Genomic DNA, 21,058 nt, shown 5'->3' on the forward strand with positions numbered 1-21,058 from the left:
ATCTTTCCGCGGCGGCAGCCTGGATTGCTTCGCAGCAAGAGCTCCTCGCAATGACGACGGTGAGAGACGCGCTACCTCCCCGCCGCAAACTCCCGCCACCCCTTCGCCCGCAGGCTGCACGCCGGGCACTCGCCGCAGCCGTAGCCCCAATCGTGCTGCGCGCCGCGCGTCCCGAGATAGCAGGTGTGGGAGTGCTCGCGGATGAGGTCGACCAGCCCGTCGCCGCCGAGATCCTGCGCCAGTTGCCACGTTGCGGCCTTGTCGATCCACATCAGCGGCGTATGCAGCTCGAACTTGCGCGCCATGCCAAGTGACAGCGCCGCCTGCATGGCGCGGATGGTGTCGTCGCGGCAATCGGGATAGCCGGAATAATCCGTCTCGCACATGCCGCCGACGATGTGGGTGATGCCTCGGCGATACGCCAGCGCAGCAGCAAACGTCAGAAACACCAGATTGCGACCCGGCACGAACGTGTTCGGCAACCCGTCGGCGCCCATCGCGATCGCGACATCGCGCGTCAGCGCGGTCTCGGACACCGCCGCCAACGTCGGGATCGACAGCGTGTGGCTCTCGCCGAGCTTTGCGGCCCAGTCCGCGCGGAGCGCGTTCACGCCGTCGAACAGCCGTTCGCGGCAATCGAGCTCGACGGCGTGGCGCTGGCCGTAGTCGAACCCCAGCGTCTCCACCCGCGCAAAGCGACTCAGCGCCCAGGCGAGGCAGGTGGTGGAATCCTGGCCGCCGGAGAACAGCACCAAAGCGGTTTGTGATGAAAATGCGTCGCTCATGGCCCGCGCTTTAGCACTGTGGAACGTCTCAGCCAATCGGTGGAAATCGGCCTGTTCCGCCGCGCCCGGCTGGGAACGGCGCCCTGCTTTTGGCATAAGGTTTCGGAGCCAGGAGAGACGCCCCGCAATGACCCCTTCCCGCGACATTTCCCGCCTGATCGAGATCATGGCGGCGCTGCGCACGCCGGTGACCGGCTGCCCCTGGGACCTCGAGCAGAATTTTGCGACGATTGCGCCCTACACGATCGAGGAAGCCTATGAGGTGGTGGAAGCCATCACCCGCGGCGATCTCGACGATTTGCGCGAGGAACTCGGCGATCTGCTGCTGCAGGTCGTGTTCCACGCCCAGATGGCTGAGGAGCAGAACGCCTTTGCTTTTGGAGACGTCGTCGAGGCCATCACGCGAAAAATGATCCGGCGTCACCCGCACGTCTTCGCCGACAAGGATGGCAATCTCGCCTCGCACCACGTCAAGGAAGTCTGGGACCGCATCAAGGCCGAGGAGAAAGCCGAGCGCGCCGCGCGCCGCCCCCCGGAGGACGTGCCGGCGCACAAATCGCTGCTGTCGGGCGTCAAGGCCGGCCAGCCGGCGCTGACCCGCGCCATGGAGCTGCAGCGCAAGGCCTCCACCGTCGGCTTCGACTGGAATGACCCGCGCGCGGTGCTGGCGAAGATCCGTGAGGAAGCCGACGAGATCGAGGCCGCGCTCGACCGTGGCGACAGGCAGGAGATCGCGGAGGAGACCGGCGATCTGATGTTCGCGCTGGTCAACCTCGCCCGCCATGTCGACGCGGACCCGGAAAGCGCCCTGCGCGCGACCAACGCCAAGTTCGAAAGGCGCTTTGCCTATATCGAGCGCGCGCTGCAGACGCAGGGACGCACCCTCGAGCAGGCATCGCTGACGGAGATGGATGCGCTATGGAATGAAGCGAAGACGGCGACGTGATGGAAGGCATGCCATGGAAATCAGGCAAGACGATCCGAAGGCGCGACACGTGGCCGATTTGTTGGCGCATCACCTGGAAGAGCTCCGCAGCGTCATGGGCGAGCATGCGCAGGCGCTCGATGCAAGCGGCTTGTCGGCTCCGACTGTGACGTTCTGGACGGCCTGGCGGAACGATGCGCTGGCTGGCTTCGGTGCGCTGAAGCAATTGGATGAGACGCATGGCGAAGTGAAGTCGATGCGGGCCGCGCCCGCCACGCGCGGGACCGGGGTCGGTCGCGCGATCCTGCTCCACATCGTTGCAGAGGCTCGAAAGCGAGGCTATGCGCGTCTCAGCCTGGAAACGGGCACGGCGTCGCTTCATGCGCCGGCCGTTTCACTCTATCGTAGCGTCGGCTTCGCAAATTGCGGACCGTTTGCCGATTATCAGGCGAGCCCGCATAACCAGTTCATGAGCCTCGACCTCGCAAATTGATCGCATCGTAGCTCAGGCCGACAGGCGCGGCACCGCGTCGAACCTGTGCACGACGATGTCCCGCTTGGTCTCATCCACCCGCACCGTCATGTCGAAGCGGCCGTCGTGCAGCTCTTTCGACAGCACCTCGGAATTGCGATGCAGCCAGCTGATGCCGGCGCCGTCGGCGGCGTCGATGGAGAGGTCGAGCGTGGTGCGCTTTGCGGCAAGGCGTTCCTCGATCGCGGCGAGCAATGCGTCGACGCCCTCGCCCGACACCGCCGAGACCAGCATGGCCGGATGATCCTCCGGCCGGCGTGCGGCGATGTTCAAGAGCTCTTCGCGCTGCTCGGCATCGTAACGGTCGATCTTGTTCCAGACTTCGATGATGCGGCCGGAGTCGTCTGGGTTGATGCCGAGTTGGCGCAGCACCGCGTCGACGTCACTCTGCTGGGCCTCGGCATCTTCATGCGAGATGTCGCGCACGTGGAGAATGACGTCGGCTTCCAGCACCTCCTCCAGCGTGGCACGGAAGGCGGCAACGAGTTGCGTCGGCAGATTGGAGATGAAACCGACCGTATCCGACAGCATCGCCTTGCCGCCATGCGGCAGGTTGAGCGCGCGCAAGGTGGGATCGAGCGTCGCGAACAGCATGTCGGCCGCCTGCACGTCGGCGCGGGTCAGGCGATTGAACAGCGTCGACTTGCCGGCATTGGTGTAGCCCACCAGCGCAACGACGCGGTACGGCACGCGCTGACGGCCCGCGCGATGCAACCGCCGCGTCGCCTGCACCTTCTTCAGTTCGCTCTCGAGCTTGGAGATGCGCTCCTGGATCAGGCGGCGGTCCGCTTCGATCTGCGTCTCGCCGGGGCCGCCCATGAAACCGAAGCCGCCGCGCTGGCGCTCCAGATGGGTCCATGAGCGCACCAGGCGCGAGCGCTGATAGTTGAGATGGGCGAGCTCGACCTGGAGCGAGCCCTCCTTGGTCTTGGCGCGGCGGCCGAAGATTTCCAGAATGAGCCCGGTGCGGTCCAGCACCTTGGCGTGCAGTTCCTTTTCGAGATTGCGCTGCTGGATCGGCGCCAGCGCGCAATCCATCACAACCAGCTCGACATCGAGGGTCTTGATCAGGCCGGCGATCTCCTCGACCTTGCCCTTGCCGATATAGGTGGCGGGGCGGATCTGGCTGACCGGCGCGATGATGGCGTCGGCAACGACGAGATCAATCGCACGCGCGAGGCCCGCGGCTTCATCGAGCCGGGCCTCGGCGTCGCGTTGAACATGACTCTCCGATTGCGCGTCGGCACCGCCAGCGCGCACACGCAAGTAGGGGCCGATGACAAGCACCCGCCCCGTTTGCTTAGCCCCTGCCGACCGCGGACGGTCGGCATCCCCGTCGAAATTCCGGGGTTCCAATCAGATCACTCTCAAGCCGGCTGATCCTCGCCGCCTTCGAACAGCTGGATCGGAGCACCCGGCATGATGGTCGAGATCGCATGCTTGTAGACGAGCTGCGAATGACCGTCGCGCCGAAGCAGCAAACAGAAATTGTCGAACCAGGTCACGATGCCCTGGAGCTTCACTCCGTTGACCAGAAAGATCGTCAGTGGCGTCTTGGTTTTGCGAACGTGATTAAGGAAGGTGTCCTGCAGGTTTTGTGCGCGGTCTGCCGCCATTGTTTTTTTCTCGCTTTGAGTTTCTTTTTATTGCGCCGGTTGCGACCCTCTTTGTGAGGTTCGGGGCCTCTCCCGGTTGCCGTTCCCTCATGAGATCCCCCTCGGAAGGAACAGCTGTGCGATTAGAGGACAGGTGGACCTATTAGGCAAGCCGCTTCACGCGGCAAGGCACGTCCTATTGCCCCGAAAAACTACGGAAATCGATGATTTTCCTGACCTATCCCAAAGCCGTAAACACAGCACTCGGCGTTAGCCGACACCGAGCGCCTTCAGCTTTCGATGCAGCGCCGACCGTTCCATGCCAACGAACTCGGCCGTGCGAGAAATATTTCCTGAAAAACGGCTGATCTGTGCAATCAAATAGTCGCGCTCGAACACTTCGCGTGCCTCACGCAGCGGCAGGCCCATGATGTGCTCGCCGTTGTTGCTGGTCGGCATCGCCGGCACCATGGAGCCGACGTCCTGTGGCAGCATGTCGGCCGTGATGATGACCTCGGGCCCGCCCGCCGCCAGAATCATGACTCTCTCAACGTTGTTGCGGAGCTGGCGCACATTGCCAGGCCAGACATGCGATTGCAGCACCGCCATCGCGTCCTGCCCGATCTGCCGCTTGGGCAGGCCGCTGCCGGCCGAGATCTGCTCCATGAAATAGTCGATCAATTCCGGGATGTCCTCGCGCCGCTCCGAGAGCGCGGGCACGCGGATCGGCACCACCGAAAGCCGGTGATAGAGATCCTCGCGGAAATGGCCCGCCGCGATCTCTTCTTCGAGATTGCGCGCGGTCGACGAGATGATGCGCACGTCGACCTGCACCTTGGCCGTGCCGCCGACGCGCTGGAACGACTGCTCCACCAGCACGCGCAGGATCTTGTTCTGGGTCTCGCGCGGCATGTCCGCGATCTCGTCGATGAACAGCGTGCCGCCATGGGCCTCTTCGAGCGCGCCCGGCTTGCGCGCGTGCTCGCCGTTGGACTGCTCGACGCCGAACAGCTCGTGCTCCATCCGCTCGGGCGTGATCGCAGCGGCGTTGATGACGACGAACGGGCCGTCGGCGCGGCCCGAGGCCGTGTGCAACGTGCGTGCGGTCAGCTCCTTGCCGGCACCGGCGGGGCCGACGATCAGGATGCGGCTGTTGGCCTTGGCCGCGCGCTCGATGGTCTGGCGCAGCTGGTTCATGCTGGGCGAGCGGCCGACGAGCTGGCTGGCGCTCGGCGCGAGCTGCTTGAGCTCCTTGACCTCACGCTTGAGCCGCGAGTTCTCGAGCGCTCTGGTCGCGACCAGGATCAAACGGTCGGCCTTGAACGGCTTCTCGATGAAGTCGTAGGCGCCGCGCTTGATCGCCGCGACCGCGGTCTCGATGTTGCCGTGGCCCGAGATCATCACGACCGGCAAATCGGCATTGTCCTTCTTGACCTGCTCCAGCAGCTGCAAGCCGTCGAGCTTGGAGCCCTGCAGCCAGATGTCGAGGAACACCAGATGCGGCCTGCGGTTGGCAATTTCAGCCAGCGCGGAGTCGCTATCGCGCGCAGTTCGCGTGACGAAACCCTCGTCCTCGAGAATGCCCGCAACGAGATCCCGAATATCGGCCTCATCATCGACAATCAGAATTTCACTTGCCATGGGTCGCGCCTGTCTTGTCAGCTGCCTGTGGGGGCTTCGATTTTCGGTGAATCATTGGTCTTTTCAGCGGGCTCTTTGGTTTCGAGCGCCGGCTCTTTTGTTTCCGGCGCCGCGTCTTTCGCCGGCTCCGTCGCAACTTTGGCGGTTTCCGTGGCCGCCCGCGCCTGCTCGGCTCCGTCGGCCTTCGCCGGCTGCCCGGAGATCGCAAAGCGCATCCGCATCCAGGCACCGCGCTGGCCCTCGCGGAATTCGGAGGCATCTTTCAGCTCGATGCGTCCGCCATGGTCTTCCAGCACGCGGCCGACGATCGCAAGACCAAGGCCGGTGCCCTTGGCCCGGGTCGTGACGTAGGGTTCGAGCAGCCGCGAGCGCGCGACCTTGGGCAGGCCGATGCCGTTGTCGATCACGTCGATCAGCACGTCATCGCCCTCGCGGGAGACTACGACATCGATACGGCCTTTGCCGAGCTCTTCCGCCGGAACCTGCTCGATCGCCTCGGTGGCATTCTTGACGATGTTGGTGACCGCCTGGGAGATCAGCCGCCGGTCAAACTGGGCCCGGAGCGGGTCCTGCTTGAAATCGGCCTCGATATCGATCTCGGGATGGGCGACCTTCATCAGGAACACCGCCTGCCGCACGGCGTCGGCGACGTCCTCGCCCTCCATCACCGGTTTCGGCATGCGGGCAAAGCGCGAGAACTCGTCGACCATGCGCCTGATGTCGTCGACCTGGCGCACGATGGTGTCGGTGCACTGTTCGAAGATCTGCTTGTCCTTGGCCTCGGTGATGTCCTTGCCGAACTTGCGGCGGATGCGTTCGGCCGAGAGCTGGATCGGCGTCAGGGGATTCTTGATCTCGTGGGCGATGCGGCGCGCCACGTCGCCCCAGGCCGAGGTGCGCTGCGCCGAGACCAGCTCTGTGATGTCGTCGAGCGTGATGATGTAACTGTCGTGCGGCTGGTTCTTCTCGGCACTGACGCGGACCGACAGATTGCGCTCCTGCCCGTCGCGGGTGATCGTGATCTGGCCCTGCACCAGGCGCTGGGTGCCCTCCCGCGCCGCCTTCATCATCTCGTCGAGCTCGGGCAGCACGTCGGAGAGCGGGTGGCCGAGCGTCTCGGATTCGGCGTGACCGATCAGCTTCTCGGCCGAGCGGTTCAATATGCCGACGCTGCCGGAGGCATCGACGCCGATGATGCCTGCGCTCGCCGAGGACAGCACCGCCTCGATGAAGCGGCGGCGGCTGTCGATGAGATCGCTCGCATTGACGAGCTCGTCGCGCTGGCTGCGCAATTCCTGCGTCATCTTGTTGAAGGTCTGGCCAAGCTGGGCGAGATCGCCTTCCGACTGGTGCACCGGCACCTGGACGTGGAGATCGCCGGTCGAGACCGTGTGGGCCGCGTTCATCAGCCGCCGGATCGGCGAGACCAGCGAGTTGGCGAAGTTGAGGCCGATCAGCACCGAGGCCATCAGGATGGTCAGCGCGATCACGGCAAACATCAGCGCGAAGGCGACCTGGATACCGAGCCGGCGCGACTCGATCTGGGCGTACTCGGCGACGCTGACCTCGGTCTGCTTGAGCTGATTGACGACATTCGGATCGAGGGGGCGGGCGACATAGAGGAAGGTGTCGTTGAACGCGCGCAACCGGATCACCGCAGCGACGAAGCTCGCGTCCGGCAGCACCGCGATCTCAGGCTCGTTCTCGTTGACGTTGCTGAGGAAGTCGGGCGCGGGCGGCGAATAAGCGAGCCGCATGCCGGTGTCGGCGGATTCAAGGATGTTGGTGTTCTTGTCGATGATCATCGCGCCCGGCAGATTGCGCGAGCCGGCGCTGGCGGTGAGCAACTCGCGGAACGAGCGGCGATCCTGGTCGTAGAGCGGCCGGGCGTGGGCGATGTCGTTCGCCATGCCGAGAATGTCGCCGCGGATCAGCTGGGCATGATCCTGCATGTAGGCCCGCGCGATGGTCAGCGAGTTCTGGATCACCTCCCTGGTCGGCCCGGAGAACAGCCGGTCGAGGCCGCGCTCGATGGTGACGTTGGCGACGACGGCGACCAGCACCGCCGGCAGCACCGCCACGATTGAGAACAGGCTGACGATCTGGACATGGAGGCGCGCCGCTGCCCTGCCCCGCCGCCGCGCCAGGATCAACTGCCAGAGCTCGCGGATGATGATGCCGACCAGCAGCAGGATCGTGGCCGCGTTGGTCAGGTAGATCGAGCGGACCACCGCCGGCGTCGGCTCAATCGTGGTAAGGCCGGTCAGAACCAGGAAGGTCAGGAACGCCGAGAGCAGCGCCAGCACCACGGCAAACGGCGCCAGCCAGCGCCGTGCCGACCAACGCCGGGGCTCATCCGCTGGGGCCGTGTCAAAGTGTGCGGCCGAGGTATCTGCGCTGGTCATTCCGGCAATGGTGGTGCTGAAAACGGGTCCGCGGGCGCGCGGATACTGATGTATTCGTACCACATTGTTGCCGAATTGCGACAATTGCGAGGCGTCTGCAGCGGGGCGGAGCGCCACATCCACAGGTCAATGGCGGATTAGGGGGAACGGACTCCCGCCGTCCCGGCTTGACCCGGCATGGACAGATTTTTTCTCGCGATCATGGTCTCGGCCGTCCTGCTGCTGATCGTGGCCTCTGACCTGCTGGTCAATGGCCCCGGCCTGCAGGAGCCGCCGGCGAATGTCGCCAGCCTGATGCCGGCATCGGGCCGCCTGATCCGCTAGGTGCGACGCCGCGCCATGCGGCCCGTCGATCAATTGGATGGATCTGGCGGAACATTTGCGCCCCGTCCCGACTTCTGCTCACCGCGTCAGCCACAACGGCCAGCGCGATCCGGACAGGCTCAGCTCCGCTTTGGTAGGGGGAGCTGAGCCACCGCCGGTGTCCGCGAAGACTAGCCCCCGCTCCTGTAGACTTGGATGTCGAGATCCCGGATCTTCTTCCGCAACGTGTTGCGGTTGAGGCCGAGCAGGTCGGCGGCGCGGATCTGGTTGCCGCGGGTGGCCGCCAGCGCGGCCGTGAGCAGCGGCACCTCGATCTCCTTGAGGATGCGGTGATAGAGGCCCGGCGGCGGCACGCCGTTCGGGAAGCCCTGGAAGTGTGAGGACAGATACGCTTCCACCGCGCCGCCGAGATTGTCGACGCCCTGCTGGACCGCGGCGCCTGGGCTGACCGAGGGCGGAGCGAGCTCGCCGTCGATGACGGATGCCGTGATGACGTCCTGCGGATAGAGCGCGGCGAGACGCCGGGCGAGGTTTTCCAGCTCGCGCACGTTGCCGGGCCAGCGGTGCTGCTTCAGCCGCTCCAACGCCAGCGCGTCGAGCTTCTTCGGCGGCAGCCCGTCCTTCTCTGCCAGCGCAAAGAAGTGGCGGATCAGATCGGGAAGGTCCTCGATGCGTTCGCGGAGCGGCGGCAGCCGCAGCGGCACGACGTTGAGGCGGAAGAACAGGTCTTCCCGGAACAGGCCCTGCTGGATCAGGACGCGCAGATCCTTGTTGGAGGCCGCGACGATGCGCACGTCCGTCTTGATCGGGGTGCGGCCGCCGACGGTGGTGTACTCGCCCTGCTGCAGCACGCGCAGCAAGCGCGTCTGCGCCTCCATCGGCATGTCGCCGATCTCGTCCAGGAACAGCGTGCCGCCCTCGGCCTGCTCGAACCGGCCGGAGGCGCGGGTGTTGGCGCCGGTGAAGGCGCCGCGCTCATGACCGAACAATTCGGACTCGATGAGGTCACGCGGGATCGCGGCCATGTTGACGGCGACGAACGGACCGTTGCGGCGCTTGCCGTAATCGTGCAGCGCGCGCGCCACCAGCTCCTTGCCGGTACCGGACTCACCCGTGATCATCACGGTGAGATCGGTCTGCATCAGGCGCGCCAGCACGCGGTAGATTTCCTGCATCGCCGGCGAGCGACCGACCAGCGGGATCGCCTCCATCTCGGCGTCCTCGTCAGGCGTCGAGACGCGCTCCTTCGGCTCGGCGAGCGCGCGGCCGACGATGGCGATCAGCTCCTTCAGGTCGAACGGCTTTGGCAGATATTCATAGGCCCCGCGCTCGGAGGCGCGGATCGCCGTCATGAAGGTGTTCTGCGCGCTCATGACGATGACCGGCAGGTTCGGCCGCATCTTCTTGATCCGCGGCAGCAGGTCGAACGCGTTCTCGTCGGGCATCACCACGTCGGTGATGACGAGATCGCCCTCCCCCTGGCTGACCCAGCGCCACAGCGTCGCGGCATTGCCGGTCAGCCGCACTTCGTAACCCGCGCGGGACAGTGCCTGATTGAGAACAGTGCGGATGGCGGTGTCGTCATCAGCTACGAGAATGCTACCTGCGGGCATCGTTAATCCTCATTTCGCCCCCTGTGACACAGGCGACGACTTCCCGGCAGAGTCGGCGCGACTGCTTTGATCGGCATGTTTCACCGATGTGGAATACATCGGCATCAGCACGCGGAAGGTGGTCTTGCGCGGCTGAGATTCGCATTCGATGATGCCCCCGTGATCGCCGACGATCTTGGCGACCAGCGCAAGACCCAGGCCCGAGCCGGTCTGCTTGGTGGTCACGAAGGGATCGAACAGGTTGGGCAGAAGATCGTCCGGCACGCCTGGTCCGTTGTCCTTCACGCAGAATTCGAGAGGCAACGATACGCGGGATTTTTGACCGGGGACTGACAGGCGCACGCCGGGGCGGAACGCGGTGGTGAGCTGGATCTCCGCGTCGGGCACGTCGATCAGGGCTTCGGCGGCGTTCTTCACCAGATTGAGGAACACCTGGATCAACTGATCCTGGTTCGCCAGCACCGGCGGCAGCGAGGGATCGTAATCCTCGATGAAGCGGATGTTGCGGGCAAAGCCGGACTGCGCCAGCCGCTTCACGTGGTCGAGCACCGAATGGATGTTGACGGGACCACGCACCACGGGACGCTCGTCGCCGAACACCTCCATGCGGTCGACCAGCGTCACGATGCGGTCGGCCTCGTCGCAGATTAGGCGCGTCAGCATGCGGTCTTCCGAGGAGGCCTGCTGCTCCAGCAGTTGCGCCGCGCCGCGGATGCCGGAGAGCGGGTTCTTGATCTCGTGCGCCAGCATCGCGGCAAGCGCGATCACCGAGCGCGCCGCGCTGCGATGGGTGAGCTGGCGGTCCATCTTGTCGGCGATGGAGCGCTCCTGCAGCATCACCACGATATGGCCGGGCCGCTCGGTGAGCGGGGCGACGTGCAGATCGACCTGGCGGTCGCCGCCCATGCGCGGCGTGCCGAGATCGACCTTGTATTCGTTGACCGGCGAGTTCGACGAGCGCACCTGGTCGATCAGCGCCAGCAAGGGGCTGCCGAACGGCACCAGCTCCTTCAGCGACTGCCGCTTCAGGAATTGCGTCGAGATCTCGAAGAAGGCTTCGGTGGCAATGTTGGCGGCGACGATCTTGCCGTCGGGCCCGATCATCAGCACGGGATTGGGAAGCGCATCCAGGATCGCGTCGCTGTCGGCGGGCTGGCGATGGTCAGCGGCTGAGCTCATGCAGCAGCGCTCCATGCGAAGTCGTCGAAGGCATCCTGCAGCGACTGGTGGACGAGGCGCGGATCCTCCGAGGTGAGGATATTCTGGCGCCAGGACTTCAGCTTCTCGACGGAAGCCCCACTCACCTCTGCCGCGACATCGAGCGCCCAGCCGAGGTGCTTGCGGGCATGCTTCAGCCCGACGCGGAGACCATAGAGCGCGCAGACGCCCTCATAGAGCGTGCGGACATAATGCAGCTGGGTTTCGAGCGAGGGCACAGCCTCTTCGGCCCCGCCCTTGAGGCGGCGGCCGATCTGGCCGGGCAGCCAGGGCTGGCCGTTCGCACCGCGGCCGATCATCACGGCGTCGGCGCCGGAGGCCTCGAGTGCCGCGAGCGCCCGCTCGTAGGAGGTGATGTCGCCGTTGACGACGAGCGGGATTGCGACGGCCTCGCGCACGGCGCGGATCGCATCCCAATCGGCCTCGCCCTTGTAGAACTGGCTGCGCGTGCGGCCATGGACCGTGACGAGCTTGACGCCGGCTGCCTCCGCGCGCCGCGCCAGTTCCGGCGCGTTGCGGCTGCGGTCGTCCCAGCCGAGCCGCATCTTCAGCGTCACCGGCACCTTCACCGCGGCGATGGTGGCATCGATCAGGCTGACGGCGTGGTCGAGGTCGCGCATCAGGGCCGAGCCGGACTGGCCACCGGTGACGTGGCGGGCCGGACAGCCCATGTTAATGTCGATGATGTCAGCGCCTTCGGCCTCGGCGATCCTAGCGCCTTCGGCCATCCAATGCGCCTCACAGCCGGCGAGCTGGACCACGTGCGGGCCAATTCCAGTAGCTTCGCAGCGCAACCGGGACATCCGGTGGCCGTTGGCGAGCTCATCGCTGGCGGTCATTTCCGAGACGACGAGACCCGCCCCGAGCTCCGCGGCCAGCTTGCGGACAGGCGAGTCAGTCACCCCCGACATCGGCGCCAGGAAGACCGGGGTGGCGACATCAATATCGCCTATTTTCAACGGCTTAGAGCCGGATACTGTCGAACCGGTCACAGGGGTCTCGTCGACTGGGCAGGGCCTCATCGCGCCTGCCATGACCTATCTTGCGCACAATTCTTGTGCAGTCAAGCGCCATGCCTACAGTTTAGACAATTCTGCAAATCTTTCAAGTGCAGTGCAGCAAAATGCTGTTTCCAACAATCCGGGGAAACCCCCTTTTTTTGCGGGCCTGCCGTGCTAGAGGCATGCGGCAATCACCCCACTCCCCGACTCTCCATCACCAACTGAGTATTCGAGTCCTATGGCGAAATCACAGCGCACCGCAGTCGTTCTCGTCGCAGCCGGGCGTGGACTGCGTGCAGGCGCCGGGGGGCCGAAGCAATATCGCGAGATCGGCGGCGTGCCAGTGATCTATCGCGCCATGGAAGCCTTCAGCCGCCACGCGGATGTGTTTGCGGTGCAGCCGGTGGTGAACCCCGACGACAGCGCCATGTTCACGGCCGCGGTCGCCGGACTGAAGCACGAGCCGCCGACCAATGGCGGCGCCACCCGTCAGGCCTCCGTGCTCGCCGGCCTCGAGGCGCTCGCCAAACACAAGCCGGACATCGTGCTGATCCACGACGCGGCCCGTCCCTTCGTCTCGGCCGGCGTGATCTCGCGCGCGATCGAGGCGGCGAGCCGCACCGGCGCCGCGATCCCCGTCGTCCCCGTCACCGACACCATCAAGGTCACCGGCGCGAGCGGCAATGTCGAGGATACGCCGGACCGGGCAAGCTTGCGGATCGCGCAGACGCCGCAATCCTTTCGTTTCGACGTCATCCTCGAGGCGCATCGTCGCGCGGCGAAGGACGGGCGCTCAGATTTCACCGACGATGCCGCGATTGCCGAATGGGCGGGATTGACGGTCGCAACCTTTGAAGGCGATGTTGCCAACATGAAGCTCACCACTCCCGAGGATTTCGTGCGCGAGGAAGCGCGCCTGGCTGCCCAGCTCGGCGATGTCAGGACCGGCACCGGCTACGACGTGCACGCCTTCGGCGAAGGCGACCATCTCATGCTCTGCGGCGTGCGCGTGCCGCACACCAAGGGGTTTCTCGCCCATTCCGACGGGGATGTCGGCCTGCATGCGCTGGTCGACGCCATCCTCGGTGCGCTCGCCGACGGCGACATCGGATCGCACTTCCCGCCGAGCGATGCGAAGTGGAAGGGCGCCTCCTCCGACCAGTTCCTGAAATACGCCATCGAGCGCGTTACGGCGCGCGGCGGCCGCGTCGCCAATCTCGAGGTCACCATGATCTGCGAGCGGCCGAAGATCGGCCCGCTCCGCGACGTGATGCGCGCGCGCATCGCCGAGATCTCCGGCGTCGACATCTCGCGCGTCGCGGTCAAGGCGACGACCAGCGAGCGGCTCGGCTTCACCGGCCGCGAGGAAGGCATCGCGGCCACCGCGAGCGCCACCATCCGTCTTCCCTGGGGCGTCTAGGCCATGGGCGGCAGCGACGCACGCGCCCTCTCCCGCTCGCTGCTCGATCTGTGCCGGATGCGCAAGCTGACGATCGCGACCGCTGAGTCCTGCACCGGCGGCCTCGTCGCCGGCGCGCTGACCGACATCCCCGGCTCGTCCGACGTGATCGATCGCGGCTTCGTCACCTATTCCAACGATGCCAAGCGCGCGATGCTCGGCGTCGAAGCCGGCACGCTCGCCCATTTCGGCGCCGTCAGCAAGGAAACCGCAACCGCGATGGCGATCGGCGCACTGGAGCGCGCCGGCGTCGATCTCGCCGTCGCCATCACCGGCATTGCCGGCCCCGGCGGCGCGACGCCGGGCAAGCCGGTCGGTCTCGTCCACTTCGCCGCAGCGGCCCGCGACGGCCGGATCATCCACCGCGAGCACCGCTTCGGCGCGATCGGCCGCACCGCCGTGCGTCAGCGCTCCGTCGTCGAGGCGCTGCGCATGCTGATGGATCTCGCCCGTGGTCCGCAAGCCCAGACCAAGCCGCGTGCCGCCGCAACCCGCCTGCGCCCGCGCGCGACCCGCTCGCCGCGCCGGCATGTGGTGAAGCGCAGGCCGCCGCGGTCGCCGCGGGGCTGAAGCGCCTCATGCGGCTGCGAGCAGCGCGCTTGCGTGATCGAGCACGCACTGCTTGACCGCGTCAGCTTGCGACGGCTTTGCTTTCGCACTGACCGTCAACTCCAGGATCGGCGCCGCAGGATTGGCGACATCGAGAACCTTGGTGACGGAGACGGCAGGTTGCGCGTGATCGTCGATGCGCGAGTCGTTGCGCAATTCCTTCAGGATGCGATCGGCCATCGCATTGGCCGCGCCCGCCGGGACCGGAAACGCCACCTTGATCTCGCCCGTGCCGGGGTAAGCACTGTGATTGACGATGGCCGCGCCCCACACCTGTCCGTTCGGCAACAGGATCTGCGTGTTGTCGGGCGCAACCAGCTCGGTCATGAACAGCGACAGCGACTTCACCTTCCCCGCCTTGCCGGCCACCTCGACGTCGTCGCCGACGTGAAAGGGCCGGAACAACAGCAGCATCACGCCGGCGGCGAGATTGGAGAGCGTGCCCTGCAAGGCGAGACCGATGGCGAGCGATGTCGCGCCTAGCACGGCAACGAGGCTCGCGGTCTGGATGCCGAACAGCTGAAGCACGGCGATGCCGACCACGGCCAGGACGCCGTAGCGCGCCAGACTGCCCACGAACAAGGTGACGAGCGGGTCGACGCGGTGCGTGACGCTCAACAGGCGCGTGACGAAACGCTGCATGGCGCCGGACAGATACCAGCCGATCGCGAGCAGTAGGATCGCGTAGATCCCGTTCAGGCCATACAGGACGAGCGAGGCTTTCAGCGTGTCGAAATTGACGGTCATGACGGCTCCAACCCGGACAATCCGTACCAAACTCGCGGCAGCCCGAAATGATCCGAAGGGAACACCGCCCCGTAGGGCGGATTAGCGAAGCGTAATCCGCCGCATCACTAGCTGGAACGACCGGGACGGCGGATTACGCCTGATCCGCCCTACGGTGCACAATCTCTTGCGTTGCCCGACGGGCAAAACACGCCAGCGCTGGGGCAAGGCGCGCCCGCAAAAATATTCGCCTTTACAGAATTTCTGATTTATCGCATCTTCCGGCCACCTCACCCCGGTCAGAGGGGCGTATCGCGATCGTCACGAAACGTGGGGTGAGCTGCGGTGGACGCGAGTCACATCGGCGCGAGAGGCATCGCAGGGCGGCAAAACCGTGAGCGAGGCGCCTTCGCGCACACGACCGGTGCGACATGCGTACGGCAAAACCGTGTGGTCCTGACGCCCGGGGTCTGTGCGTCAAGTCTTGCGGTGATGTGGCGGCCCGACCGGGCACGCGCATCAGCGATCTGCAAGGCGACGGGGGCAATAGTGCATCGCTCCCCGGGGAGAGCTCGGCATAAGCCGTCAAACCACTGCGCAGGGAAGGCCGGCTGTTGGGCTTCACCTGTATGCCGCTGTGCAGTTTCTTGACACGCAGGTTTCGCACAGTGGACCGCGGGTGCCAGCCGGCATCCGGTCTTCCCTGCGCCCTCTGACAAAGAGGGTGATATGATTATGCAAGACTCGGACAGGAACTGTCGCGAGGCTGCTGCGTTATGTGCAGTTTTCAAAAAAACACGCAAATCTTGTCGAATCCGATCGGATCGCGAATGCCGACGACGCGACCAAACGTCATTGCTCACGTCCGAGCTTGCGCGAGAATATACTGGCGCAATAAAGTCGCTTTACCTTGTGGTCCGGAATCAACCGGACCAGCCTTATGGAGGGCGACGAAAGTGTTCGCTCGCACCGCGGCGTCAGTCGCTGTGATCATCACCTTGGCCGCCATTGATGGCGCGGCCGCGCAAACGGTCAATCAGCCGCCCGACACGATGGCGGCGCGGGTCGAGGCCTGCACGCCCTGTCATGGCAACAAGGGCGAAGGCACCAGTGACGTCTATTTCCCGCGCCTCGCCGGCAAACCGGCCGGCTATCTCTACAACCAGCTCCTCGCCTTCCGCAGTGGCCGGCGCAAATATCCGCCGATGAACTATCTGCTGGAGTTTCTGCCTGATCCATATCTGGAGGCGATGGCGGAATATTTCGCCGGCGAGCATCCGCCGCTGCCGCAGCCGGCGCCGAGCGACGTCAGCAAGGACGTCCTCGCGCAGGGCGAACTGCTCGCCACAAGCGGCGATGCCAGCCGCAACATTCCGGCCTGCGTCAGCTGTCACGGCCCGGCGCTGGCAGGCATGCAGCCCGGCATCCCCGGCCTGCTCGGTTTGCGCGCCAATTATATCAGCGCCCAGCTCGGCGCCTGGCGCTATGGCACGCGCACGGCGAAATCGCCTGACTGCATGCAGCTCGTCGCCGGGCATCTGACCGAGGCCGATGTCACGGCTGTCTCTGCCTGGCTCGCGACGCGACCCGCGCCCACGAATCCGGCCCCCGTCCCGAAAGGCAGCTACGCACTGCCATTCGCGTGCGGCAGCCAGCCCAACTGACGAGGCGGATGATGGGCTCGAAACTGTCGATCACACTACTTGTCCTGGTTGCTCTGACGACGGTCGCGCAGGCTCAGAACAAAAGCAGCGATATCATCGCTCGCGGCGAGTATCTCGCCCGTGCCGGGGACTGCACCGCCTGCCACACCGCGCCGGAGGGTCGCCTGTTCGCCGGCGGCCGCGCCATGCCGACGCCGTTCGGCACGCTCTACACCTCCAACATCACGCCCGATGCGGAGACCGGGATCGGCAAATGGAGCGCGGATGATTTCTACAAGACGATGCACAGCGGCCGCTTCCCGGACGGCGGGCTGATCTATCCGGCGATGCCGTTCGCGTCCTACACCAAGGTCACGCGCGCCGACAGCGACGCGATCTACGCGTATCTGCGCTCGATCCCGCAGGTGAGCCAGAAGAACAAACCGCATGAGCTGCGCTTTCCCTATGACAACCGCCAGCTCATTCTCGGCTGGCGCACGCTGTTCTTCAGTGAGGGCGAGTTCAAGCCCGATCCCAAGAAATCCGCCGAATGGAATCGCGGCGCCTACCTTGTCGAGGGCCTCGGCCATTGTGGCATGTGCCATTCGCCGATCAACGCGCTCGGTGGCACCTCACAATCGGACGCCTTCAAGGGCGGCCTGATCCCGATGCAGAACTGGTACGCGCCGTCGCTCACGTCAAACCGCGAGGCCGGGCTTGGCGACTGGAGCATCAAGGACATCACCGACCTGCTCCAGACCGGCGTCTCCATGCGTGGCGTGGTCTACGGCCCGATGGCCGAAGTGGTTCACAACAGCCTGCAATATCTCAACGACGAGGACACGCGCGCCATGGCGGTGTACCTCAAGGGCATTGCGGAGCCCTCGCCTCCGCCGCCGGCAAGCTCGACGCTGCCGACCAGCGAGAGCAGCCTGCTGATCAGCCTCGGCAAGACCGTCTACGACAAGCACTGCGCGAGCTGTCACGGCACGCAGGGCGAAGGCAAGCCGCCGCATTGGCCGCCGCTGGCCAACAACCAGTCGATCGAGATGCAGTCGGCGGTCAATCCGATCCGCATGGTGCTCAATGGCGGCTATCCGCCGGGGACCAAGGGCAATCCGATGCCCTATGGCATGCCACCCTTTGCAGGCCTGTTGTCGGACAATGAGATCGCCGCCGTCGTCTCCTATATCCGCACGGCCTGGGGCAATCGCGGCACGCCGGTCTCGGCGCGCGAGGCCAACGAGCTGCGTTCCGCGCCGCTGAACTGAGACATCGCATGATCAATTCCGATCCCCCCACCAGCCCAGCGGCCGCCGACCAGGCCGTCGAGGAGGTCGTGGCCCAAGGGCCGTCGGGCGCGATCGTGCTCGCGGGCATCGCCACGGCCTGCGTCGTCGCGATGTGGTTCGCTTTCTATCTGTTTGTCTTCCTGCCGCGCGGACCGCTGCAATGAGCGCACACGAAACCCACAGCAGCGCCAGCGCCGAGGTCGCAGCCCGCGTCGAGCGGCGCTGGGCCACCATTGCCGTGATCATCATCGTGGTGATGGCGGGGCTTGCGGCTTTCGCCGGCATCCATCGCGCGACCATGCCGCAGCCGCGCGTCGAGATCACCGATCCCTCGCGGCTGCATCTGTCCGGGGAATTCGTCGAGAGCAATCTCGGCAGCGTGCTGGAAACCAACGGCAATGTCACGGTGCGCGCGATCGGCCAGCAATACTCCTTTACGCCGGCCTGCATTCTAGTTCCCGCCGACACGCCGATCACGCTGCGCGCCACCAGCGCCGACGTCGTGCACGGCATCCTGATCCAGGGCACCAACGTCAACACCATGTTGGTGCCCGGCTACATTTCCGAGCAGCTGATGCGCTTTAGCAGGACCGGCGACTATCTGATGCCCTGCCAGGAGTTCTGCTCCTTCGGCCACGAGGGCATGTGGGGTAAGGTCAAGGTGATCGACAAAGCCGAATTTGCGAACCGCGCAAAGGGTGGCGGGAGGCTGAGCTGTGTTGGTCAATAGAAAGCTCATCCTGGCCCATTTCTGGTTGGCCTTTGTCGTGTTCGGCATCGCGCTGACGCTCGGCGCCTGGCAGATGTTCATCCGGAGCCCGATCGGCACATGGCTGTCCAATCCTGAGCTCTACTACCGCTCGCTGACCGCGCACGGCACCGTGATGGGCTACGTGTTCCCGACGCTGGTCGCGATGGGATTTGGCTACGCCATCAGCGAGTCCGGGCTGCAGCAGCGCCTGGTCGGCGTGCGCTGGGCCTGGGCCGGCTTCTGGCTGATCGTCGCCGGCAGCATCATGGCGGTAATCCCGATCGCGCTCGGCCGCGCCTCGGTCCTCTACACCTTCTATCCGCCGCTGATCGGCAACGTCTTCTACTATCTCGGCGTGGTCCTGGTCGTGGTCGGCTCCTGGATCTGGGTCGCGCTGATGTCGATCAATTTGCGGGTCTGGCGCAAGGCCAATCCCGGCGCACCGGTGCCGCTCGCGATGTTCGCCAATGTCGCGGGCTCTTATCTGTGGGCCTGGACTGCGGTCGGCGCCGCGCTCGAGCTGCTGCTGCAGATCATCCCGGTGGCGGCCGGTCTGAAGACGACCATCGATGCCGGCTTGGCGCGCGTGTTCTTCTCCTGGACGCTGCACGCCATCGTCTATTTCTGGCTGATGCCGACCTACATCGCCTATTACACCATCGTGCCGCGCGCGATCGGCGGCCGGGTCTATTCCGACTCTATGGCGCGGATCTCCTTCATCCTGTTCCTGGTGGTGGCGATGCCGATCGGCATGCATCATACCTTCGCCGATCCGCAGGTCGGTGCCGGCTTCAAGTTCATCCATTCGGCCTTCACCGCGCTGGTGGCGCTACCGACGCTGCTGACCGTGTTCACGATCTGCGCCTCGGTCGAGATCGCGGCGCGGCTGCGCGGCGGGCGCGGGATGTTCGGCTGGATCAAGGCCCTGCCCTGGGACAATCCGATGATGCTGGCGCTGGCGTTCTCCTTCGTCATGCTGGGCTTCGGAGGTGCCGGCGGCCTCATCAACATGAGCTACCAACTCGATGCCTCCATTCACAACACGCAGTGGATCACCGGCCATTTCCACCTGATCTTCGGCGGCGCCATCGTGATCATGTATTTCGCGATCGCCTATGATTTGTGGCCGCATCTGACCGGGCGCGAGCTGATCGACCTCCGCCTGATCCGCACCCAGCTCTGGCTGTGGTTCGTCGGCATGATCGTCACCACTTTCCCCTGGCACTGGGTCGGCATCTTGGGCATGCCGCGCCGCATGGCCTATTTCGACTTCGGCGATCCCGCGATCGCGCCGCAGGCGCTTTCAGTGACTCTCTCGGCGATCGGCGGCTTCATCCTGTTGGCCTCGGGCATCATGTTCATCGTCATCCTGGCGCGCGGCATGCGTGCGCCGCAGGCTGACGCGGGCCCGTACCGCTTTGCGCTGGCCGTGCATCAGCCCGCGACCGTGCCGGTCGCGCTCAACACCCACGCGCTGTGGGTGGCGCTGATGATCGGCCTCACGCTGACGAATTACGGCTATCCGATCCTGAACCTGGCACTGAGCTCGGGCACCTCGGTGCCGGCCGTCTATGTGGGAGCGCAGTGATGAGCACGCGCGACCTCTTCACCCTCCGCAACAGCCATTTCAGGATCGGCGTCGGAGTCACCGCGGCGATCCTGATCGTGACCGCGATTGCCGGCTTCCTCGTGCTGCCCTACGCGCAGCCCTGGGTGCAGTTCGCGGGCGTCTGGGACGCGATCTGCAGCGCGGCCGGCGTGCTGCAGCGTGCGCCCGATGTCACCGCCCCCGAGCAGACCAAGCGTCTGTCCGAGGTCGTGCTGACCTCGAACACACTGTCGCGCCCGAGCCAGGAGGCGATCGGCCGCGGCGCGACCCTGGCGCAGCGTTGCGCGATCTGCCACGGCCCGACCGGCGTCAGCCGCGCGGACTCGCCCAATCTCGCCGGCCAGTATGCCGCCGTGATCTACAAGCAGCTGCACGACTTCCGCTCGGCTGCGCGCACCAATGCCGTGATGTCGCCGTTCGCGGTCAACCTGACCGACCAGGAGATCGCCGATCTTGCGAACTATTACGCCTATCTGCCCCGGCTGCCGGCCTATCATCCGACACCGCAACTGCCGAAGCCGAACATCGTCATCTACGGCGCGCCGATGCGCGGCATCGCGCCCTGCGGCTCCTGCCATGGCAGCCTCGACAACAAGACCGGCAGTCCATGGCTGGAAGGCCAGTCGGAAGCGTACATGAAGGCGCAGCTCCAGGCCTTCGCCTCCGGTGAGCGCCGCAACGACATCAGCCAGCAGATGCGCAACATCGCGCGCGCGATGACACCGCAGGAGATCGAGCAGGCCGCGGCATATTATGCCTCGCAGCCACCCGATGTGGTGAAGGCGGTGGATTGAGGACGGTCTCGTGCCCCGGACGCAGCGCAGCTCTCTAGGCGATGCGAAGCATCGTCCGGGAGCGGTGCGCTGCAGAGCCGGGGCCCATCTCACCTCGTCTTGCCGTGTTGCTTTCTGGGTCCCGGCTCTGCGCAGC

At 65.4% G+C, this 21,058-nt stretch carries 20 protein-coding genes; 11 read left to right on the plus strand and 9 right to left on the minus strand.

Annotation, left to right across the window (positions count from 1 at the left end; genetic code table 11):
• Positions 1 to 71 precede the first annotated feature (71 nt).
• Positions 72 to 785 carry a 7-cyano-7-deazaguanine synthase QueC gene (queC, locus tag RPS27_RS25080; protein WP_212066536.1) on the minus strand — a complete coding sequence of 238 codons (714 nt, stop codon included), beginning with the start codon at positions 783 to 785 and terminating at the stop codon, positions 72 to 74.
• Positions 786 to 912: 127 nt separating this feature from the next.
• On the opposite strand from queC, the gene mazG reads away from it, so the two are divergent.
• Together mazG and RPS27_RS25090 are read left to right on the plus strand one after the other, a co-directional pair.
• Entirely contained in the window at positions 913 to 1,731 is an 819-nt protein-coding gene (gene mazG / locus RPS27_RS25085; protein ID WP_211417076.1) for a nucleoside triphosphate pyrophosphohydrolase, read from the plus strand.
• Positions 1,732 to 1,825: 94 nt separating this feature from the next.
• Entirely contained in the window at positions 1,826 to 2,203 is a 378-nt protein-coding gene (locus RPS27_RS25090; protein ID WP_313754696.1) for a GNAT family N-acetyltransferase, read from the plus strand.
• 12 nt (positions 2,204 to 2,215) lie between these two features.
• Here RPS27_RS25090 and hflX read toward each other — a convergent pair whose 3' ends face one another.
• From hflX to RPS27_RS25110, 4 genes are all read right to left on the minus strand, one after another.
• Positions 2,216 to 3,598, minus strand: coding sequence for a GTPase HflX (hflX, locus tag RPS27_RS25095; protein WP_211417078.1), 1,383 nt, complete (start codon positions 3,596 to 3,598; stop codon positions 2,216 to 2,218).
• An 11-nt stretch (positions 3,599 to 3,609) separates the two neighbouring features.
• Entirely contained in the window at positions 3,610 to 3,858 is a 249-nt protein-coding gene (hfq, locus tag RPS27_RS25100; protein ID WP_007591126.1) for an RNA chaperone Hfq, read from the minus strand.
• 249 nt (positions 3,859 to 4,107) lie between these two features.
• Entirely contained in the window at positions 4,108 to 5,478 is a 1,371-nt protein-coding gene (locus RPS27_RS25105) for a sigma-54-dependent transcriptional regulator (protein WP_194402106.1), read from the minus strand.
• A 17-nt stretch (positions 5,479 to 5,495) separates the two neighbouring features.
• Positions 5,496 to 7,883 (minus strand): PAS domain-containing sensor histidine kinase, encoded by a 2,388-nt coding sequence (locus RPS27_RS25110; RefSeq protein ID WP_211417079.1) that lies wholly within the window; start codon positions 7,881 to 7,883, stop codon positions 5,496 to 5,498.
• A gap of 177 nt (positions 7,884 to 8,060) precedes the next feature.
• Here RPS27_RS25110 and RPS27_RS25115 point away from each other — a divergent pair, with 177 nt between their 5' ends.
• Complete coding sequence (locus RPS27_RS25115; RefSeq protein WP_212066676.1) at positions 8,061 to 8,207, plus strand: hypothetical protein; 147 nt, start codon at positions 8,061 to 8,063, stop codon at positions 8,205 to 8,207.
• Positions 8,208 to 8,377: 170 nt separating this feature from the next.
• Here the strand turns inward: RPS27_RS25115 and ntrC are convergent, their stop codons facing one another.
• From ntrC to dusB, 3 genes are read right to left on the minus strand one after another with little or no spacing between them, the layout of a single operon-like run.
• The gene (gene ntrC, locus RPS27_RS25120) at positions 8,378 to 9,820 is read right to left on the minus strand and encodes a nitrogen regulation protein NR(I) (protein WP_097662565.1); all 1,443 of its coding nucleotides are present in this window, start codon (positions 9,818 to 9,820) and stop codon (positions 8,378 to 8,380) included.
• Between the two features lie 9 nt (positions 9,821 to 9,829).
• Complete coding sequence (locus RPS27_RS25125) at positions 9,830 to 10,999, minus strand: two-component system sensor histidine kinase NtrB (RefSeq protein WP_194402108.1); 1,170 nt, start codon at positions 10,997 to 10,999, stop codon at positions 9,830 to 9,832.
• A complete protein-coding gene (dusB, locus tag RPS27_RS25130; protein WP_212066662.1) occupies positions 10,996 to 11,997 on the minus strand; it encodes a tRNA dihydrouridine synthase DusB in 1,002 nt (333 codons plus the stop codon). Before dusB ends, RPS27_RS25125 begins: the two co-directional genes overlap by 4 nt.
• A 280-nt stretch (positions 11,998 to 12,277) precedes the next feature.
• On the opposite strand from dusB, the gene RPS27_RS25135 reads away from it, so the two are divergent.
• Both RPS27_RS25135 and RPS27_RS25140 read left to right on the plus strand, forming a co-directional pair.
• Entirely contained in the window at positions 12,278 to 13,459 is a 1,182-nt protein-coding gene (locus RPS27_RS25135; protein ID WP_212066535.1) for a bifunctional 2-C-methyl-D-erythritol 4-phosphate cytidylyltransferase/2-C-methyl-D-erythritol 2,4-cyclodiphosphate synthase, read from the plus strand.
• Positions 13,460 to 13,462: 3 nt separating this feature from the next.
• Positions 13,463 to 14,068 (plus strand): CinA family protein, encoded by a 606-nt coding sequence (locus RPS27_RS25140; RefSeq protein ID WP_194402110.1) that lies wholly within the window; start codon positions 13,463 to 13,465, stop codon positions 14,066 to 14,068.
• 6 nt (positions 14,069 to 14,074) lie between these two features.
• On the opposite strand, the gene RPS27_RS25145 is transcribed toward RPS27_RS25140, so the two are convergent.
• A complete protein-coding gene (locus RPS27_RS25145) occupies positions 14,075 to 14,854 on the minus strand; it encodes a mechanosensitive ion channel family protein (protein ID WP_212066534.1) in 780 nt (259 codons plus the stop codon).
• A 935-nt stretch (positions 14,855 to 15,789) separates the two neighbouring features.
• Between RPS27_RS25145 and RPS27_RS25150 the strand changes: the two genes are divergently transcribed.
• Genes RPS27_RS25150 through RPS27_RS25175 form a run of 6 tightly spaced genes read left to right on the plus strand, consistent with a single transcriptional unit; the run spans position 15,790 to position 20,922 of the window.
• The gene (locus RPS27_RS25150; protein ID WP_212066533.1) at positions 15,790 to 16,497 is read left to right on the plus strand and encodes a c-type cytochrome; all 708 of its coding nucleotides are present in this window, start codon (positions 15,790 to 15,792) and stop codon (positions 16,495 to 16,497) included.
• 11 nt (positions 16,498 to 16,508) lie between these two features.
• On the plus strand, positions 16,509 to 17,747 hold the full coding sequence (locus RPS27_RS25155; protein WP_212066660.1) for a cytochrome c: 1,239 nt from the start codon (positions 16,509 to 16,511) through the stop codon (positions 17,745 to 17,747).
• 8 nt (positions 17,748 to 17,755) lie between these two features.
• Positions 17,756 to 17,932, plus strand: coding sequence for a hypothetical protein (locus RPS27_RS25160; RefSeq protein ID WP_194402114.1), 177 nt, complete (start codon positions 17,756 to 17,758; stop codon positions 17,930 to 17,932).
• Positions 17,929 to 18,498, plus strand: a complete 570-nt coding sequence (locus RPS27_RS25165) for a cytochrome C oxidase subunit II (protein ID WP_212066532.1) — start codon at positions 17,929 to 17,931, stop codon at positions 18,496 to 18,498. Before RPS27_RS25160 ends, RPS27_RS25165 begins: the two co-directional genes overlap by 4 nt.
• A complete protein-coding gene (locus tag RPS27_RS25170) occupies positions 18,485 to 20,107 on the plus strand; it encodes a b(o/a)3-type cytochrome-c oxidase subunit 1 (protein ID WP_313754697.1) in 1,623 nt (540 codons plus the stop codon). Before RPS27_RS25165 ends, RPS27_RS25170 begins: the two co-directional genes overlap by 14 nt.
• The gene (locus tag RPS27_RS25175) at positions 20,107 to 20,922 is read left to right on the plus strand and encodes a c-type cytochrome (protein ID WP_211417085.1); all 816 of its coding nucleotides are present in this window, start codon (positions 20,107 to 20,109) and stop codon (positions 20,920 to 20,922) included. Before RPS27_RS25170 ends, RPS27_RS25175 begins: the two co-directional genes overlap by 1 nt.
• Positions 20,923 to 21,058 lie beyond the last annotated feature (136 nt).

The sequence above is a fragment of the Bradyrhizobium sp. WYCCWR 12699 genome (assembly GCF_032144035.1).
In the GTDB taxonomy this organism is placed as follows: domain Bacteria; phylum Pseudomonadota; class Alphaproteobacteria; order Rhizobiales; family Xanthobacteraceae; genus Bradyrhizobium.